Origin of the sequence: Pseudomonas sp. So3.2b, assembly GCF_019464415.1 — a bacterium.
In the GTDB taxonomy this organism is placed as follows: domain Bacteria; phylum Pseudomonadota; class Gammaproteobacteria; order Pseudomonadales; family Pseudomonadaceae; genus Aquipseudomonas; species Aquipseudomonas shahriarae.
On sequence record NZ_CP080494.1, the window covers coordinates 4,900,482 to 4,917,844 of the forward strand.

Consider the following 17,363-nt stretch of genomic DNA (forward strand, 5'->3'; position numbering starts at 1 on the left):
CTCCCCAGCACAATCAACCAGGCGTCATGCTCACAGGGTCAGCACTCCGCTATACAACCCATACGCCGCCAGGCTCGCCCCGGCAATCACGCAACTGAAAATCCCCTTTTCCAGCAAGGTAAACAGCGGCTGGCCCTGCTCGCGCTTGGCCTGGGCAAACAAAATCACCCCAGGTGCATACAGCAACGCCGACAGCAGCAGGTATTTCAAGCCCCCGGCATACAGCAGCCACACCGCATAGCCCAGGGCAATCACGCCGACCAGCAGGTCCTTGAGCCGCTGGCCATGGGCTTCTTCGTAGGTTTCTCCGCGCCCGCACAACAACACGGCATAGGCCGCCGACCATAAATACGGCACGAGGATCATCGACGACGCCAGGTAGATCAACGTGGTGTAAGTGCTGGCCGAAAACAGCGTGATCACCAGGAACAGCTGGATCATCACATTGGTCAGCCACAACGCATTGACCGGCACGCGGTTGGCATTTTCCTTTTTCAGGAAGGCCGGCATGGTCTTGTCATGGGCAGTGGCGTAGAGAATTTCGGCACACAGCAAGGCCCATGACAGCAACGCCCCCAGCAGCGACACCGCCAGGCCGATGCTGATCAACATTGCGCCCCAGGGGCCGACGATATGTTCCAGCACGCCCGCCAGTGAGGGGTTCTGCAAGTTGGCCAACTCGGGCTGGCTCATGATCCCCAGGGACAGCACGTTGACCAGCACCAGCAGGGCCAGCACTCCGACAAACCCGATCACCGTGGCGCGGCCCACGTCCGAGCGTTTTTCCGCGCGCGCCGAGTACACGCTGGCCCCTTCGATACCGATAAACACAAACACGGTGACCAGCATCATATTGCGCACCTGGTCCATCACCCCACCGAACTGCGGGTTGCCCAGGCCCCAGATATCCCGGGTGAATACATCCGCCTTGAAGGCCACGGCGGCGATCACGATAAACATCAGCAGCGGAACGATCTTGGCCACGGTGGTGACCTGGTTGATAAACGCTGCCTCCTTGATCCCGCGCATCACCAGAAAATGCACAGCCCACAGCAGCAACGACGCGCAACCGATCGCCACCGGCGTGTTGCCTTGGCCGAACACCGGGAAAAAATAGCCCAGGGTGCTGAACAGCAACACGAAATAGCCGACGTTGCCCATCCAGGCACTGATCCAGTAGCCCCAGGCCGACGAGAAGCCCATGTAGTCGCCAAACCCCGCCTTGGCGTAGGCATACACCCCGGAGTCGAGGTTGGGCTTGCGGTTGGCCAGGGTCTGGAACACGAACGCGAGGGTCAACATACCCACGGCAGTGATCCCCCAACCGATCAGGATCGCCCCCACCTCGGCCCGCGCAGCCATGTTCTGCGGCAACGAGAAGATTCCGCCGCCAATCATCGAGCCCACCACCAATGCCACCAGAGCACTGAGACGCAGCTTTTGTGCCGGTTGCGACATAGAAACTCCTGCAGATAAAACAGTTATTGAGCGCTGCACTCGGCTAATTTATCGAAATCAATCAATGTTTATTAGCTATAGCGAATAAAACTGCTCGCCTCATAACTTAATGACATTTCAATTAATCGAGTTTAGGTAAATTTAGAATTTAAATACGGCTTGTCTTTTATCCATGGGAGGTATTTGGCAAAGCCTCTGAAAAAGTTTGCACATCTGCGAAAACGGGCTAGCTTCAAGCGTCCACGTCTTGCGCACAAAAGGATTAACCCGAACGGAGAGATGCTCTGAAATGAGCATATCCGGGCAATTATACGCCTGTAGCATTTATTCATAAGTCTTTAATTCACAATGGAATGTGCCAATGAAGTGATCTAAGTCAGCTATTTGAACAGCGCACAGTTTTATTCTGTGGTCTCTCTTCTCCTGCATTGGAGTCACGCAATGTCTGAATCTCCCGGAAAACTTCGATTAGGCGCCCTTGTTGCTCTTGTTGTGGGCTCAATGATTGGCGGCGGGATCTTCTCGTTGCCGCAAAATATGGCCGCCAGCGCCGATGTCGGTGCGGTGTTGATTGGTTGGGTTATCACTGCCGTGGGTATGTTGACCCTGGCCTTTGTATTCCAGACCCTGGCCAATCGCAAACCTGACCTGGACGGCGGCGTGTACGCCTACGCCAAGGCCGGTTTTGGCGACTACATGGGTTTCTCGTCAGCCTGGGGCTACTGGATCAGTGCCTGGCTGGGCAACGTCGGCTACTTCGTGTTGCTGTTCAGCACCCTGGGCTACTTCTTCCCCATCTTCGGCGAAGGCAACACCCCGGCGGCGGTGATCGGCGCCTCGGTGCTGTTGTGGGCCGTGCATTTTCTGGTATTGCGCGGGATCAAGGAGGCGGCGTTTATCAACCTGGTGACCACCGTCGCCAAGATCGTACCGCTGGTGCTGTTTGTATTGATCGCGCTGTTCGCGTTCAAGCTGGACATCTTCACCGCTGATATCTGGGGCCTGAAAAACCCCGACCTGGGCAGCGTAATGAACCAGGTGCGCAACATGATGCTGGTCACCGTCTGGGTATTTATCGGTATCGAAGGCGCGAGCATCTTCTCGTCCCGTGCCGAAAAACGCTCGGACGTGGGCAAGGCCACCGTCATCGGCTTTATCACCGTGCTGCTGTTCCTGATGCTGGTGAACGTGCTGTCCCTGGGCATCATGACCCAACCGGAACTGGCCAAGCTGCAGAACCCGTCGATGGCCGCCGTGCTGGAGCATGTGGTCGGCCACTGGGGCGCGGTGCTGATCAGCGTCGGCTTGATCATCTCGCTGCTGGGTGCGCTGCTGTCGTGGGTGCTGCTGTGTGCAGAGATCATGTTCGCCGCTGCCAAAGACCACACCATGCCGGAGTTCCTGCGTAAGGAAAACGCCAACCATGTGCCGGTCAACGCCCTGTGGCTGACCAACGCCATGGTCCAGGTCTTCCTGGTGATCACCCTGTTTTCCGCCAGTACCTACCTGTCGCTGATCTACCTCGCCACCTCGATGATCCTGGTGCCCTACCTGTGGTCGGCGGCCTACGCGCTGCTGCTGGCAGTGCGCGGCGAGACCTACGAGGCGGCCCTGGCCGAGCGCAAGAAAGACCTGTTTATCGGAGCCGTCGCTCTGATCTACGCGGTCTGGCTGTTGTATGCCGGTGGCACCAAGTACCTGCTGCTGTCCGCCCTGCTCTACGCCCCTGGCGCGATCCTGTTCGCCAAGGCCAAGCGTGAACTGGGCAAACCGATTTTCACCAACGTCGAGAAGCTGATTTTCGCCGCAGTGGTCATTGGCGCCCTGGTGGCGGCCTATGGGCTCTACGACGGCTTCCTGACCCTGTAACACCTGAATCTTTATGTTCACTGGAGGATCTGTAATGACCACGGAAAAAGTTAAGTACGGCGTACATTCCGAAGCCGGCAAACTGCGCAAAGTCATGGTGTGTTCCCCAGGTCTGGCCCATCAGCGGCTGACCCCCAACAATTGCGACGAACTGTTGTTCGATGACGTGCTCTGGGTTGCCCAGGCCAAGCGGGACCATTTCGACTTCGTCACCAAGATGCGCGAACGCGATATTGATGTGCTGGAAATGCACAACCTGCTGACCGACATTGTTGCCATCCCCGAAGCCCTGGACTGGATCCTGGAGCGCAAGATCACTGCCGATACAGTTGGCCTGGGCCTGGCCGATGAAGTCGGTTCCTGGCTGCGCAGCCTGGAGCCGCGCAAGATCGCCGAGTTCCTGATCGGTGGCGTGTCGGCCGATGACCTGCCGAGCAGCTTTGGTGGCAAGACCATCGAGATGTTCCGCGACTTCCTCGGCCACTCAAGCTTTATCCTGCCGCCGCTGCCCAACACCCAGTTCACCCGCGACACCACCTGCTGGATCTACGGTGGCGTAACGCTCAACCCGATGTACTGGCCGGCGCGACGTCAGGAAACCCTGCTGACCACCGCCATCTACAAGTTCCACCCCGAGTTCACCAACGCCGACTTCCAGATCTGGTACGGCGACCCTGACCTGCAACACGGTGCAGCCACCCTGGAAGGCGGCGACGTGATGCCGATTGGCAACGGCGTGGTCTTGATCGGTATGGGCGAGCGCTCGTCCCACCAGGCCATCGGCCAACTGGCGCGCAACCTGTTCAAGAACAAGGCCGTGGAAAAAGTCATCGTTGCCGGCCTGCCGAAATCCCGCGCCGCGATGCACCTGGACACCGTGTTCAGCTTCTGCGACCGCGACCTGGTCACCGTCTTCCCCGAAGTGGTAAGCCAGATCGTTCCTTTCACCCTGCGCCCTGACGAAAGCAAGCCCCACGGCATTGATATCCAACGGGAGAAAACCAACTTCCTCGACACCGTGGCCGCAGCCCTTGGCCTCAAGACCCTGCGCGTAGTGGAAACCGGCGGCAACAGCTTCGCCGCCGAACGCGAACAGTGGGATGACGGCAACAACGTGGTAGCGGTAGAGCCTGGCGTGGTGATCGGTTACGACCGCAACACCTACACCAACACCCTGCTGCGCAAGGCCGGTGTGGAAGTCATCACTATCAGTGCCGGTGAACTGGGTCGCGGCCGTGGCGGTGGCCACTGCATGACCTGCCCAATCATCCGCGATCCTATCGACTACTAAACGACCGTCTCCCCGGTCGGCACCTACCCGATGCCGACCGGGCCGATTACCGAATCCAAGGAGAATCATCATGGCGTTCAACATCCACAACCGTAACCTGCTGAGCCTGGAACACCACACCCCGCGCGAGCTGCGCTACCTGCTGGACCTGTCCCGCGACCTCAAGCGCGCCAAGTACACCGGCACCGAGCAGCAGCACCTCAAAGGCAACAACATCGCGCTGATCTTCGAGAAAACCTCGACCCGCACCCGATGTGCCTTCGAAGTCGCAGCCTATGACCAGGGCGCCAACGTCACCTATATCGACCCGAACTCGTCGCAGATCGGCCACAAAGAAAGCATGAAAGACACCGCCCGCGTACTCGGGCGCATGTACGACGCCATCGAATACCGTGGCTTCAAGCAGGAAATCGTCGAAGAACTGGCGAAATTTGCCGGGGTACCGGTGTTCAACGGCCTGACCGACGAGTACCACCCAACCCAGATGATCGCCGACGTGCTGACCATGCGTGAACACGCTGACAAGCCGATCCACGACATCAGCTACGCCTACCTGGGCGACGCCCGTAACAACATGGGCAACTCGCTGCTGCTGGTCGGCGCCAAACTGGGCATGGACGTACGCATCTGCGCACCCAAAGCCCTGTGGCCCCACGATGACCTGGTCGGTCGCTGCAAAAAATACGCGGAAGAAAGCGGTGCACGCATCACCCTCACCGAAGACCCGAAAGCGGCGGTCAAGGGCGTGGACTTTATCCACACTGACGTCTGGGTCTCCATGGGCGAGCCAGTGGAAGCCTGGGCCGAGCGTATCGAGCAACTGCTGCCGTACCAGGTCAATGCCCAACTGATGAAAGCCACCGGCAACCCACGCACCAAGTTCATGCACTGCCTGCCGGCGTTCCATAACAGCGATACCAAGATCGGCAAACAGATTGCCGAGCAGTATCCGCACCTGGCCAACGGCATCGAAGTGACCGACGACGTGTTCGAGTCCCCAGCCTGCATCGCCTTCGAGCAAGCGGAAAACCGCATGCACACCATCAAGGCGATCCTGGTTTCGACGCTGGCTGACTTGTAACCCAACACCGCTCCCACTGATGTAACACGGTCAATGTGGGAGCGGGCTTTATGCGGCCGGCCTTGCCCGCGATACAGTCACCTCGGTCTGCCAGGCATATTGAGGTGATGCCATCGCAGGCAAGCCAGCTCCCACATAAAGCCAGCTCCGACATTTTGTCCGGTGTTCACAAAGCCGCACTCTAAAAGGACAACCGCTATGCGTATCGTCGTTGCTCTGGGCGGTAACGCCCTGCTCCGCCGTGGTGAACCCATGACTGCGGACAACCAACGCGCCAATATCCGGATCGCCACCGAACAGATTGCCAAGATCCATCCCGGCAACGAGTTGGTGATCGCCCACGGCAATGGGCCGCAAGTCGGCCTGCTGTCCCTGCAAGCCGCCGCCTACACCCAGGTTTCGCCCTACCCGCTGGACGTGCTGGGTGCCGAAACCGAAGGCATGATCGGCTACATCATCGAACAGGAACTGGGCAACCTGCTGGACTTTGAGGTGCCATTCGCCACCCTGCTGACCCAGGTTGAAGTGGACGCCAACGACCCGGCCTTCCAGAACCCGACCAAGCCGATCGGCCCGGTCTACTCCAAAGCCGAAGCGGAAAAACTGGCCGCCGAAAAAGGCTGGGCGATTGCCCCCGATGGCGATAAATACCGCCGGGTGGTGGCCAGCCCACGGCCCAAACGCATCTTTGAGATCCGCCCGATCAAGTGGCTGCTGGAAAAGAGCAGCATCGTGATCTGTGCCGGCGGCGGCGGCATCCCGACCATGTATGACGAGAACGGCAAGCTCAAGGGCATCGAGGCCGTGATCGACAAAGACCTGTGCTCCTCGCTGCTGGCCCAGCAACTGGAAGCCGACCTGCTGGTGATCGCCACCGACGTCAACGCCGCCTTTATCGACTTCGGCAAGCCGACGCAAAAGGCTATCGCCCAGGCCCACCCCGACGACATGGAAACACTCGGCTTCGCCGCCGGCTCCATGGGGCCCAAGGTCCAGGCCGCCTGCGAGTTCGCCCGCAACACTGGCAAAACCGCAGTGATCGGTTCACTCTCGGACATCGAAGCGATCGTCCAGGGCACCGCCGGTACCCGTATCAGCACGGCAAAACCTGGCATCACCTACTTATAAATACACCCCGGGCGGCTGTTGCAGCCGCCCTTCTCCAATGCCTTGTTAGGGAGAGACGCCTATGGCCATTTTTGAACCCGGTCACTTGCATGTTGAACGCCACGCCTTGAATGCCCAGGACCACAGCTACGACCTGTGCATCGACTATGAAGTCAGCCAGGATCCAAAGGAAGGCAAGGGAATGCTCTTCAAGATGCATGGTTCGGTGCAGGGCAAAGAGCTCAAGGAAGAATTCTTCCTGCCCAAGGACCAGGCCTTCGACTTTGCCCGCCATGCCATGAACATTGCGCAGAAATACGGCATGCCGAAAACCGCGGTCCTCAACGGAGGCATGCATAAACAGTACGACTTGATGTTCGAGGATGTGCGCCACCAGCTGGATGTAAAGCCGGGCGATCCGATCAAGCCTGAACACCTGGAATAACCCCTGCTCCACGGCCAAAACAGATCAAATGTGGGAGCCAGCTTGTGTGGGAGCTGGCTTGCCTGCGATGAAGGCACCTCGATGTATCAGTCACACCTCGATGAGGCTATCGCAGGCAAGCCAACTCCCACATTTTTGATCTCCACCGTCGCTCAGGCATACTGGCCACCCTCCGCATTGCAGAATCAAAGTCCGCCCCATGCGTATCCACGTCAGCTTCATCGACCGCGTCGGCATTACCCAGGAAGTCCTGGCCCTGCTCGGTGGGCGCAATCTCAACCTGGATGCGGTGGAGATGATCCCGCCCAACGTCTACATCGACGCACCGACCCTGAGCGTGGAGGTGCTGGAAGAGTTGCGCGACGCGCTGTTCAGCGTCCATGGCGTACAGGCGGTGACGGTGGTGGATATCCTTCCCGGCCAGCGCCGCCACCTGCAACTCGACGCCCTGCTGGCGGCCATGACCGACCCGGTCCTGGCCCTGGACAGCGCCGGCAAGGTGCTGCTGGCCAACCCGGCGCTGATCGCCCTCTATGGCCGCGAGCCGGCTGGCGAAAGTATCGCCGAGCTGTTTGACGATCCGGCGCTGCTGGAGGCCTTGCTCGAACATGGCTTTCGCCTGCCCCTGCGCGAGATCAGCGTCAACGGCCAGACCTTGCTGCTGGATGCCACGCCGATTACCGATGCCGGCGCGCTGCTGACGTTGTACCAACCCAATCGCATCGGCGAGCGGCTCTCGGCGCTGCACCATGACCATGCCGAAGGCTTCGATGCGTTGCTGGGCGAGTCCGTGGCCATCCGCACCCTCAAGACCCGTGCGCAACGGGTGGCGGCCCTCGACGCCCCGCTGTTGATCCAGGGCGAGACCGGCACCGGCAAAGAGCTGGTGGCCCGCGCCTGCCATGCCATCAGCGCACGCCACAGCTCACCGTTCCTGGCGCTGAACTGCGCGGCGCTGCCGGAAAACCTCGCCGAAAGCGAGCTGTTCGGCTACGCCCCCGGCGCCTTTACCGGCGCCCAGCGCGGCGGCAAGCCAGGGCTGATGGAACTGGCCAACCAGGGCACGGTGTTTCTCGATGAGATCGGCGAGATGTCGCCGTACTTGCAGGCCAAGCTGCTGCGTTTTCTCAATGACGGCAGCTTTCGCCGGGTCGGCGGCGACCGCGAGGTCAAGGTCAATGTGCGCATCCTCAGCGCCACCCACCGCGACCTGGAAAAGATGGTCAGCGAAGGCACCTTCCGCGAAGACCTGTTCTACCGCCTCAATGTGCTGAATGTGGAAGTGCCGCCCCTGCGCGAACGTGGCCAGGACATCCTGCTGCTGGCCCGCTACTTCATGCAGCAGGCCTGCGCGCAGATCCAGCGCCCGGTCTGCCGCCTGGCACCGGGCACCTACCCGGCGCTGCTGGGCAACCGCTGGCCGGGTAATGTGCGCCAGTTGCAGAACGTGATCTTCCGCGCCGCCGCCATTTGCGAAAGCAACCTGGTGGACATTGGCGACCTGGATATTGCCGGCACCTCGGTCGCCCGCCAGAGCGACGGCGAAGTGAACAGCCTGGAGCAGGCCGTCGAGGACTTTGAGCGCAGCCTGCTCGAAAAGCTCTACAGCACCTACCCCTCGACACGTCAGTTGGCCAACCGTCTACAGACGTCTCACACCGCTATCGCCCATCGGTTGCGCAAATACGGCATCCCCGGCAAACCCTGATCACCACAGGACCCTGCGTCCACGCTGGATCACCGCCCCCGTCGCGCTGAAAAACAGCTGCTGGGCCATGGCTGGACTGATCCGCGAATAGTAGATCGCAATCACATCGCTGTCGGTCTTGTCGGCCAGACTGCGAAAGCTCATAAAGCGTTGTTCCGGCCGTTTCAAATGGCCGGCGCTGTATGGCGCGTTGGCCGCCTCGCGTGTGCGGTAATGAAAATGGGCGTAGGCCAATACCTTGCCGCCAGTGTCCTTGACCAGGTATTCCTGCAGGAAATCATTCTCCCGTTTAAGCGCTATGCGCCCCTCTATCGGTAGGATTTGCACCTCATTCTGGCTCTTGAGGTAAGCAATCCCCTCTTCATCAGGCGCCAGGCGCTTGACCATCTCGATACGGATCAGCCTGCCGTGCTCCGCCAGGCGGCTGGAGGCCTGACCCAGTTCCTTGAGCAGGGGCTCCTGCGTTTGGCTTTGCTCCTGCCCCAGGGCCTTGCGGATCTTATCGGCCACCCCATTGATTTTCCCGGCATGCCGTAACAACCGGGCCTCGACGCTGGCGGGCTGGCTGGAGAGGCGCGCTTCGTTACGCGTCTGCTCAAGCACAGTCGACTGGCGCGCCAGCAGCTTGCGCCCATCGTCCCTGAGCCTTTCCAGGGAACGCACCGGGCGCACTGGCGGCGTACTGGCCTGGGTGATTGCCTCAAACTCATCACTGCCAGGTGCCTGCCGAAAGCTCGCCACCACACTCTGATCGACCGGGTTGATGACATCGACAATGTGCTCGTTCATCTGCGGCGTACGCGCCCGAACCTGGCCCACCAGATAGCGGCTCTTGCGGTCACGGATCAGGCGCTTGCCAGAGCCAAGCGCGGGCCCGGGCGCGCGTGCAGGAGTCTGCTCGCGCTCACGCAGCAGCGCCGCCAGGGAACCGCGCGCTTCATGCTCCAAGGCGTTGAGCATGCGATTCAAGCGCTCGATGCTGCCCTCATAGAGCAGGTCGGAATCCATGTCGCCGTACTCACGCAGGGACGCTTGGGTGTTGTCATAGTCGAGCAAAATCGCGTCATAGCCGTCGATGCGCTGTTGCACACTCAGGGGGCCTGCCTCCTGCAGGTTTTTTTGTGACTGCACCGATTGGGTCGCCTCATCGACCAACGAGCCGATCCGGATGAAATCCTCATATTCCTCGGGCTTCGGCGGCCTGCGCACTATCACCCCGCCCAATGCCTTCAACTGCAGCGACTTCCAGTCCAGCGGCGTGCCAAGTGTGGAGGGAAGCAAGGCTTCAGGCCGCGAGTCATACCCGGGTACTTGGGCCAGCCTGGCATAGTTGTTTCGCTCCAGGATGCTCAAGTCGATCAGTTGCTCGTTGTAGCCAATAATTGTCTGCATCGACTCGACGAGCGTGTGGTGCGCAGCCTGAACAACGGCTACGTCTTCATGCTCCAGCTGTTCACCCAACTGGCTGCGACGCTCACCGGGAAACACCTCGTTCGAGCGGTTTGCGATCAGCATCACCATCTGCACACGCAGGGTCTGGACAAGGTCCTCCAACTGCAGGATCTTTTCCGGCTCGAACCGCTCCACGGGTTTGTTGGCATTTTTTGCGATCAACGCGTCCAGCCGGTTGAACTGCGCCCGGCTTTGTTTCTCCAGGGCGGTCAGATAGCTGGCCCGCAGCGCTTGCAGGGATGGATCAAAGAGTTTTTGCTGATCGCCGCCGTGGGCGTGTTCAAAGCGCTCTTCAGCGGCCGCCGCGGCTTTTTCAGCCTCCATCAGGCGTTCCGTCATCTCTTGATAATGACGTTCAAACATCTGGTTCTGACGCTGGATATTGGCGCGGCGGCTGGCAGCCGACAGCTTGGGATGGCCACCGAGCAATTGCAGGCCCAGGTCGACTTTCCACACCCCGCGTGAATCTTTCCTGAGCCAGGGGCCGGCGCGCAGGGGGGTTCTCAGGTCCACGATGCGCCAACGCCCATCCACCTGCTTGCCCCCATACAGCTGGCTGTCAATCAACAGGTAATCTTCATGGCTGACCGTGCCGCCGGGGCGCCGCACCGCGACCCGGCCGCGTATAGGGCTGTCTGGCGAGCTGACCGTGGGCGTTCCCGGCCACTGCTCGCCCTGCCCTGGGGACCAGCGGAAGGTCTCAAGCTGTGCCTGTTGCGCGGGATCAAGGCGCAACCGCGCGTTGGCCCAGGAAAAGTCCATGCCCGTGACATCGGCCAGTGAACGCTGCCAGGCAAAGGTCGAGGGCGTCTGCTGGACATGCCTGACCGCCGTGGTTTCGATCGCGCCAGTAGACAGTGACCGGGTCTCACTCAACCGCAAACGCTGATCAAGACTGACCACCGGGCTCAACAGCAGGCCGGCCAGGCTGCCGAGCAAATCGACCAGGGCACCGGCGGTGTCTTCCTGACTGGCTGCGGCCGGCAAAGCCAGCACCGTGCGAAAGCTGACATACACCTGGGACAACCACCCCGCCACTGCCACCGATCCCCTGAGCAGGGGCAGCAGGGCATTGAAGATCTGCCAGAGATTATTCTTGAACAGCGTCCAACGCAGCGCCTCGATAGAGGTGGCGCGTTTTTCGGCGGACTGCCAAAGGCTCCTGGCGTTTTCATCAAATACCGTCTCAAGAAACACCCCAGGTACTGGCTCGTCGCTGAGCAATGCCGGGCTCGCCGCAGCGTGCTCGCTGTATTCGTCCCCCTGTAGAAAGCGCTGGACATGGGGGCTTGAAAACCCGCCGTTGGCAAACAATGCGCGGCTGCTTTCAGACAGTTGCTCAAGCACCACCGCCTGCAGGTCACTGCCCGTTCGAGTGATCTCGTCGAGCAGCGCCTGGCGGCTGGCGAACTGCTGGAGCAGCGCCTCGGCCTGATCAGGCCGGTACAGAATATGGGGCAACGGGCTGTTATCCCGCGGACCGATGACAAACAGGTTGCTGGCTTTATGCACCGTTCCCCCGGCATGCGTCAGAAAAGCCAAGGGCCGGGCGATGATCACCTGGTTACCGACCGCCCGCTTGAGCGGGTCGCTCTGCAGCAAGGCTTGCACCACCTCTGCGCCGGGCGGGGTAAACCCGTTGCGTTGGCGCAGGCTGTTCTCAAGGGCGCGCAATGGAAGCTGCAAGGCCATCTGCTCGACAAACAAGCGTCGGCGCCGTGCAGACTCTGCCGGGTCCGACACCAGCGCCCGCTTGAGTAGCGCGGGGTAATGCCGCCCCACATCGACCGTCTCAATCAGTTTTTCCAGGTACGCCGGCCTGATCCACCCGGCAACCTCCTGCCCCGGCGCCGCCTGATGGGCGATCTGCACACTGGCATAGGGGGTTGCAAAGGGGTTTTCCAACGACCATGAGGTCAAGGACTTGGTGGTGCGCTGCGTCCAGCCCACCGTGGCGCCTTGGGTGCGTTCAAACGTCAGCAGGTAATCATCCGGATTGATCGCGGCTTCTTGCGGGAAATCCAGGTGCATCTGGCGTTGCAGCGCATGGCGGGCATACACGTCAATCGGCTCCAGCCCGTCGAGAAACGATGCACCGCCCGTGCGTTTTTGCAGGTCTGCCAGACGCTCCAGCCATTGGCCGTAGGTGTTCCGGTCGGCCCCGCTGGCGACCTGCAACCACAGCGGCAACTGCTCTTCGTGGGGCTGCTGGAGATAGTCGCCCTCGAACCACACCTCGGGTGCGGTGAGTTGGCTGAACAGGCGCTTGTAGCTGTCGACGCCGGGCAGGGCCGACCAATTGAGCTGCTGCAACGCCCTTAACTGGCGCTCCAGCAAGGTCTGGGCCTGTGCATCGAACACATCACCTTGCGGCTCCTTGAGCACCCAATTGACGAGCAGTCCAGGGGTGTAGTGGCTCATGTAGCGTGGCAGCAGGCTGCCCAACTCGTCCAACGCAGTCAGTTTGAGCAGGCTTATCGCGGGAACATAAACCAGGTTGACCTGTTGCTGCGCGACCTGACGCTGCAAGACCAACAACGGCAGCCACTCGCCGGGCCGCCCCTCCTGGCCGGCATAGACTTGATAGATCCGCAGCACATCGGCCCCGCCCAGCGCTTGCCGGTCCACCTGATGGCCCCACAGTTCCTGCGGCCCGTCCCCCAGCCCCAGCAGCGCGCTTGCTTGCTGCGGTGTCAGGGGCGGAGTCTGCCGGGCGCTGAGCAAACACTCACGCAACTGCGTGCCGACTGCGCCCCAGCGACTAAGCCCTGCATCGCCGGGGGCAGGCGCGTTCCAGTAGGCCACCAGCCTTGCGTTAAAACCGGCGAGCAACTGGGGGGCCAGGGCGTTGAGCATGAACTCAATATCATCGACCGACACCACATCGGTTATCGGCACGAGGCCATGGCTTATGGAACTGACCAACAGGTAGTGATGACCGGCCACGTAGTTCAGCACTTCGCTGCTCATGCAGCGCCTGATCAAGGCATCACCCAGGGTCGTGAGCTGGGTATAGCTGTCAGCGCCGGCTTGAGCGGGCTGCCTCACGCCGATCCAGGTGATGTTGGCCCGTAAACGGGAGGCCGCGAACCCGTCGGCGATCCAGTCCTGGACCATGGACTCGGCCACTTGCGTCAACGTCGGGCGCTGGGCAAACAGGCGCCGGAGAAAGTCGCGGGATGCGTTTAGCTGGGAAGTGCCCTGAAATGCCGCTATTGAATGGCTCATGCCGCGCGTCCTAATCATTGGATAACGGCAAAATAAGCCGCCCCCTGCCGGCCCGTGCGCTACATACATCTCGCGCAGCCGTATCGAAAACGCTACAGCGGAACGTTTTCAATACACGTCTGGCCCGCCTTCGCCATGCAAGGCTTTGATCCAAATAGGCTTTTTTTCCACTGTCGATCCGTAGCGATTTCGCTACAGGGCGTGCCCCTCACTCACCACCACATATCTATAAACAATTGATTAATAACAATAAATTTATATTGGCCGCATTTTTGCTAAGGACTCTCCCATTCCAATCCCGTCCACCAGACGATTCTGGCCCTGAGGAGTTTCCATGAGCGAATTGCGTTTTACTGAAGATCACGAATGGCTGCGTGCCGAAGCTGACGGCAGCGTCACCGTAGGTATTACCGCGTTCGCGCAAAACGCCCTGGGTGATGTGGTTTACGTGCAACTGCCGGAGCTGCAGGCCTACGAGCAGGGCGCCGAAGCCTCCACTGTGGAATCGGTCAAGGCCGCCAGCGGCGTGTACATGCCCCTGACCGGCGAAGTGCTGGAAGTCAACGACCAGCTCAGCGAAAGCCCGGAACTGGTCAACGAAGACCCGACGGGCGAAGGCTGGTTCTTCCGCTTTAAACCGGCTGACGCCGATGCAGTAGCTAAGCTGTTGGATCAGGATGCGTACGACCGCCTGATCAAAGCCAACGCTGAAGCTTGAGGAGCGCGCCATGAGTATCAACCTGAGCACCGCCAACGAATTTATCGCCCGCCACATCGGCCCGCGCCAGGACGACGAGCAACAGATGCTCGCGACCCTGGGTTTTGACTCCCTGGAAGCCTTGAGCGCCAGCGTGATCCCGGAAAGCATCAAGGGCACCGCCGTGCTGGGCCTGAGCGACGGCCTGAGCGAGGCCGATGCACTGGCCTCGATCAAGGCCATCGCCGCCAAGAACCAACTGTTCAAGACCTACATCGGCCAGGGCTATTACAACTGCCACACGCCGTCGCCGATCCTGCGCAACCTCCTGGAAAACCCGGCCTGGTACACCGCCTACACGCCTTACCAGCCCGAGATTTCCCAAGGCCGCCTGGAAGCGCTGCTGAACTTCCAGACCCTGATCAGTGACCTTACCGGCCTGCCGATCGCCAACGCATCCCTGCTCGACGAAGCCACTGCCGCCGCCGAGGCCATGACCTTCTGCAAGCGTCTGAGCAAGAACAAGGGCAGCAACCAGTTCTTTGCCTCCGTGCACAGCCACCCGCAGACCCTCGACGTGCTGCGCACCCGTGCCGAGCCGCTGGGCATCGAGGTGGTAGTGGGCGACGAGCGTGAACTGACGGATGTCAGCCCGTTCTTCGGCGCCCTGCTGCAATACCCGGCCAGCAACGGTGATGTGTTCGACTACCGTGAATTGACCGAGCGCTTCCACGCCGCCAACGCACTGGTGGCCGTGGCCGCCGACCTGCTGGCCCTGACCCTGCTGACCCCACCGGGTGAGTTCGGTGCCGACGTGGCCATCGGCAGTGCGCAGCGCTTCGGCGTGCCGCTGGGCTTTGGTGGCCCGCACGCCGCTTACTTCTCCACCAAGGACGCGTTCAAGCGTGACATGCCGGGGCGTCTGGTCGGTGTGTCCGTAGACCGTTTCGGCAAGCCGGCCCTGCGCCTGGCCATGCAGACCCGCGAGCAACATATCCGCCGCGAAAAGGCCACCAGCAACATCTGCACCGCCCAGGTACTGCTGGCCAACATTGCCAGCATGTACGCGGTGTACCACGGCCCCAAAGGCCTGGTGCAGATCGCCACGCGCATTCATCACCTGGCCGCAATCCTCGCCAAAGGCCTGGGTGCCCTGGGCTTCAAGGTTGAACAAGAGACGTTCTTCGACACCCTGACCCTGGCCACCGGCGCCAACACTGCGGCCCTGCACGACCAGGCCCGTGCCCAGCGCATCAACCTGCGCGTCGTGGACGCGGCACGCCTGGGCCTGTCGGTGGATGAAACCACCACCCAGGCCGATATCGAAACCCTGTGGAGCGTGTTCGCAGGCGGTAAAGCCCTGCCGGACTTCGCCGCCCTCGCCGCCAGCGTCGACAGCACTCTGCCGGCCGCGCTGCTGCGCCAATCGCCGATCCTCAGCCACCCGGTGTTCAACCGCTATCACTCGGAAACCGAGCTGATGCGCTACCTGCGCAAGCTGGCCGACAAGGACCTGGCACTGGACCGCACCATGATCCCGCTGGGCTCGTGCACCATGAAGCTCAACGCTGCCAGTGAAATGATCCCGGTGACCTGGGCCGAGTTCGGGGCCCTGCACCCGTTCGCCCCGGCCGAGCAAAGCGCCGGCTACCTGCAACTGACCACTGAACTGGAAGCCATGCTCTGCGCGGCCACCGGCTACGACGCCATCTCCCTGCAGCCGAACGCCGGTTCCCAGGGCGAGTACGCGGGCCTCTTGGCGATCCGTGCCTATCACCAGAGCCGTGGCGAAGAACGCCGCGATATCTGCCTGATTCCTTCCTCGGCCCACGGCACCAACCCGGCCACCGCCAACATGGCCGGCATGCGCGTAGTCGTCACCGCGTGCGATGCCCGTGGCAACGTGGACATCGAAGACTTGCGCGCCAAGGCCATCGAGCACCGCGAGCACCTCGCCGCGCTGATGATCACCTATCCGTCGACCCATGGCGTGTTCGAGGAAGGCATCCGCGAAATCTGCGGGATCATCCATGACAACGGCGGCCAGGTGTATATCGATGGCGCCAACATGAACGCCATGGTCGGCCTGTGCGCCCCGGGCAAGTTCGGCGGCGACGTGTCGCACCTGAACCTGCACAAGACCTTCTGCATCCCCCACGGCGGTGGCGGCCCGGGCGTTGGCCCGATTGGCGTCAAGTCGCACCTCACGCCATTCCTGCCCGGCCACGCGGCCATGCAGCGCAAGGAAGGCGCAGTCTGCGCGGCGCCATTTGGCAGTGCGAGCATCCTGCCGATCACCTGGATGTACATCAGCATGATGGGTGGTGCGGGCCTCAAGCGCGCTTCGCAGCTGGCGATCCTCAATGCCAACTACATTTCCCGTCGCCTGGAAGAGCACTACCCGGTGCTGTACACCGGCAGCAACGGCCTGGTGGCCCACGAGTGCATCCTGGACCTGCGCCCGCTCAAGGACAGCAGCGGCATCAGCGTGGATGACGTGGCCAAGCGCCTGATCGACTTTGGTTTCCATGCCCCGACCATGTCGTTCCCGGTGGCCGGCACCTTGATGATCGAGCCGACCGAAAGCGAATCCAAGGAAGAACTGGACCGCTTCTGCGACGCCATGATCGCTATCCGCGAGGAAATCCGCGCGGTGGAAAACGGCACGCTGGACAAGGACGACAACCCGCTGAAAAACGCGCCGCACACGGCAGCTGAAATCGTCGGTGAATGGAGCCACCCGTACAGCCGTGAACAGGCGGTGTATCCGGTAGCGTCGTTGATCGAAGGCAAGTACTGGCCGCCGGTCGGCCGGGTCGACAACGTGTTTGGCGATCGCAATCTGGTGTGTGCGTGCCCGTCGATCGAGAGCTACGCGTGATCTGACTGAAGAGACGCAGTCAGTGTAGGAGCTGGCTTGCCTGCGATAGCCTCACCTCGGAGCTACTGATAGACCGAGGTGTCTGCATCGCAGGCAAGCCAGCGCCTACACAAGCCCGGCTCCCACAGTGATCGCATTGCGCAGAA

The 17,363-nt window shown here is 61.1% G+C and carries 10 protein-coding genes; 8 read left to right on the forward strand and 2 right to left on the reverse strand.

Annotated elements, in window-relative coordinates:
- Positions 1 to 30: 30 nt before the first annotated feature.
- Positions 31 to 1,458, reverse strand: a complete 1,428-nt coding sequence (gene arcD / locus K1X80_RS22035) for an arginine-ornithine antiporter (protein ID WP_057960510.1) — start codon at positions 1,456 to 1,458, stop codon at positions 31 to 33.
- Positions 1,459 to 1,899: 441 nt separating this feature from the next.
- On the opposite strand from arcD (K1X80_RS22035), the gene arcD (K1X80_RS22040) reads away from it, so the two are divergent.
- From arcD (K1X80_RS22040) to K1X80_RS22065, 6 genes are all read left to right on the forward strand, one after another.
- Positions 1,900 to 3,327 (forward strand): arginine-ornithine antiporter, encoded by a 1,428-nt coding sequence (arcD, locus tag K1X80_RS22040; protein WP_057439997.1) that lies wholly within the window; start codon positions 1,900 to 1,902, stop codon positions 3,325 to 3,327.
- A gap of 34 nt (positions 3,328 to 3,361) precedes the next feature.
- Entirely contained in the window at positions 3,362 to 4,618 is a 1,257-nt protein-coding gene (gene arcA / locus K1X80_RS22045) for an arginine deiminase (RefSeq protein ID WP_057960511.1), read from the forward strand.
- Between the two features lie 70 nt (positions 4,619 to 4,688).
- Positions 4,689 to 5,699 (forward strand): ornithine carbamoyltransferase, encoded by a 1,011-nt coding sequence (locus K1X80_RS22050; protein ID WP_029296316.1) that lies wholly within the window; start codon positions 4,689 to 4,691, stop codon positions 5,697 to 5,699.
- Between the two features lie 198 nt (positions 5,700 to 5,897).
- Positions 5,898 to 6,827 carry a carbamate kinase gene (arcC, locus tag K1X80_RS22055; RefSeq protein ID WP_057439999.1) on the forward strand — a complete coding sequence of 310 codons (930 nt, stop codon included), beginning with the start codon at positions 5,898 to 5,900 and terminating at the stop codon, positions 6,825 to 6,827.
- A 61-nt stretch (positions 6,828 to 6,888) separates the two neighbouring features.
- Positions 6,889 to 7,251, forward strand: coding sequence for a DUF5064 family protein (locus K1X80_RS22060; RefSeq protein WP_057440000.1), 363 nt, complete (start codon positions 6,889 to 6,891; stop codon positions 7,249 to 7,251).
- Positions 7,252 to 7,450: 199 nt separating this feature from the next.
- Positions 7,451 to 8,959, forward strand: a complete 1,509-nt coding sequence (locus K1X80_RS22065; protein ID WP_057440001.1) for a sigma-54-dependent transcriptional regulator — start codon at positions 7,451 to 7,453, stop codon at positions 8,957 to 8,959.
- Here K1X80_RS22065 and K1X80_RS22070 read toward each other — a convergent pair whose 3' ends face one another.
- Positions 8,960 to 13,639, reverse strand: coding sequence for a hypothetical protein (locus tag K1X80_RS22070; protein WP_220172510.1), 4,680 nt, complete (start codon positions 13,637 to 13,639; stop codon positions 8,960 to 8,962).
- 334 nt (positions 13,640 to 13,973) lie between these two features.
- Between K1X80_RS22070 and gcvH the strand changes: the two genes are divergently transcribed.
- Positions 13,974 to 14,357, forward strand: a complete 384-nt coding sequence (gene gcvH, locus K1X80_RS22075; protein WP_057440003.1) for a glycine cleavage system protein GcvH — start codon at positions 13,974 to 13,976, stop codon at positions 14,355 to 14,357.
- Between the two features lie 10 nt (positions 14,358 to 14,367).
- A complete protein-coding gene (gene gcvP / locus K1X80_RS22080) occupies positions 14,368 to 17,217 on the forward strand; it encodes an aminomethyl-transferring glycine dehydrogenase (protein WP_115128821.1) in 2,850 nt (949 codons plus the stop codon).
- Positions 17,218 to 17,363: the final 146 nt, after the last annotated feature.

Coding starts and splice junctions, on each gene's coding strand:
- arcD (WP_057960510.1), bottom strand. CDS start 1,458: ATGTCGCAACCGGCACAAAAGCTGCGTCTCAGTGCTCTGGTGGCATTG.
- arcD (WP_057439997.1), top strand. CDS start 1,900: ATGTCTGAATCTCCCGGAAAACTTCGATTAGGCGCCCTTGTTGCTCTT.
- arcA (WP_057960511.1), top strand. CDS start 3,362: ATGACCACGGAAAAAGTTAAGTACGGCGTACATTCCGAAGCCGGCAAA.
- K1X80_RS22050 (WP_029296316.1), top strand. CDS start 4,689: ATGGCGTTCAACATCCACAACCGTAACCTGCTGAGCCTGGAACACCAC.
- arcC (WP_057439999.1), top strand. CDS start 5,898: ATGCGTATCGTCGTTGCTCTGGGCGGTAACGCCCTGCTCCGCCGTGGT.
- K1X80_RS22060 (WP_057440000.1), top strand. CDS start 6,889: ATGGCCATTTTTGAACCCGGTCACTTGCATGTTGAACGCCACGCCTTG.
- K1X80_RS22065 (WP_057440001.1), top strand. CDS start 7,451: ATGCGTATCCACGTCAGCTTCATCGACCGCGTCGGCATTACCCAGGAA.
- K1X80_RS22070 (WP_220172510.1), bottom strand. CDS start 13,639: ATGAGCCATTCAATAGCGGCATTTCAGGGCACTTCCCAGCTAAACGCA.
- gcvH (WP_057440003.1), top strand. CDS start 13,974: ATGAGCGAATTGCGTTTTACTGAAGATCACGAATGGCTGCGTGCCGAA.
- gcvP (WP_115128821.1), top strand. CDS start 14,368: ATGAGTATCAACCTGAGCACCGCCAACGAATTTATCGCCCGCCACATC.